This window comes from Salinicola sp., from assembly GCF_982684285.1.
This window is the reverse complement of record NZ_CEXLVS010000445.1, coordinates 1-1456: the sequence shown is the minus strand read 5'-3', so window position 1 is coordinate 1456 and position 1456 is coordinate 1. Positions and strand designations below refer to the sequence as shown.

The window sequence follows — 1456 nt, the reverse complement described above, 5'->3', positions numbered from 1 at the left end:
CGTGGGTGGCGATGAATTTGTATTGCTGTTAGGGGACTTGAAACATGCCGATGATTACCAAGAGTTACTCGCAAGGGTATTAGTTGAAATTGAACAACCTATCTTGCTAGGTAGCAATGAAGTGAGTGTGACAGCAAGCATCGGGGTGACTATCTACCCACTAGATAATAGTATGGTAGATGACTTGATTCAGCATGCGGATAGAGCCATGTATCAGGCGAAACAAACAGGAAAATCTTCATATGTATTATATCCGATTGAAATATAAGGTTAATAAACCTATAGTCTAGTTACAAAGTTGGTAAAGATGTGCAGTTCATTGAGTGTTGCTAAATAGCAGGGAGTGTCTATGTTAGTGTTAATTGTCGATGATTTGAAATCAAATCAAGCTTTATTAGCTGAGCTTGTTAAAGAAATGGGCCATCAAATCATTCTTGCTGATAATGGCCAACAAGCAGTTGAAGCCTTTGATCTCCACCAACCTCACCTCATCCTTATGGATATTAATATGCCTGTTATGGATGGCTTGCAGGCAATAAAAATGATCCGAAAGCTGGATAAAAACCATTGGATCCCGATCATTGTGATTAGTTCGGCCAACAAACCAGAGGATGTTGTTAAAGGCATAGAAGCTGGGGCGGATGACTATCTCACTACTCCGATAGTGAGTGAAGTTGTTCAAGCCAAGATTAGGGCGATGGCCCGTATTAAACAGTTGACAGATGATAACCTTGAACTAATCGAAGATAGAGATATATATCTAGATCGGGTGATGATTGAAAGCGATCGCTATCGTCAACTGAAAACAGCGATTAATGAATCAGCGATTGTGGTTGAGATGGATGTAAGAGGGGATATTACCCACGTCAACGATAGGTTTTGCCAACTATCAGGTTACAGTGAACAAGAGTTGTTAGGTCAAAATCACCGCTTGTTACATCCCACAACGCATTCGCGAGATGTGTTCAAAAAGATTTGGCAGACTATTTCAAATGGCAATGTCTGGCAGGGAGATATCTGTAACAAATCTAAAGCCGGTAAGTTGTTTTGGGTAAGTACCACCATCGTACCTTTTTTCGATACGCATACTGGAAAACTGACTAAGTTCTTAGCGATAAGGTTTGACTTCACGGCGCAGAAACAATCAGAACAAGATTTAAAATCCTTCAAAACTATGTTTGAGCACTCACCATTAGGGATTGCATTAGTTGATTCACTTTCTGGAGAAGTGCAGGATGTAAATCAACAGTTTGCTGATATCTCGGGTAGAAGTAGGGAGGATATTACTAATCTTGATTGGATGGATATGCCACTTGCTGGCAATGGAGGTGATGAGCCGGGTATTCAGGTAGCGATGAACGCTGGTGTGATTGCACCACGAAAAATACAAAAACGGTTTCGTAAGCCCAATAACAGCGATGTCTGGCTTAATATGACGCTAGCACCGGTGGCAGTG

2 protein-coding genes are annotated in these 1456 nt (G+C 41.2%); both read left to right on the top strand.

Annotated features, from left to right (window positions below; translation table 11 throughout):
- Positions 1–268, top strand: a 268-nt coding sequence (locus AC3AYF_RS20920) for a diguanylate cyclase domain-containing protein (RefSeq protein ID WP_487780393.1), incomplete at its 5' end; no start/stop codon positions are given.
- An 81-nt stretch (positions 269–349) separates the two neighbouring features.
- Positions 350–1456, top strand: a 1107-nt coding sequence (locus tag AC3AYF_RS20915) for a PAS domain S-box protein (protein ID WP_487780392.1), incomplete at its 3' end; no start/stop codon positions are given.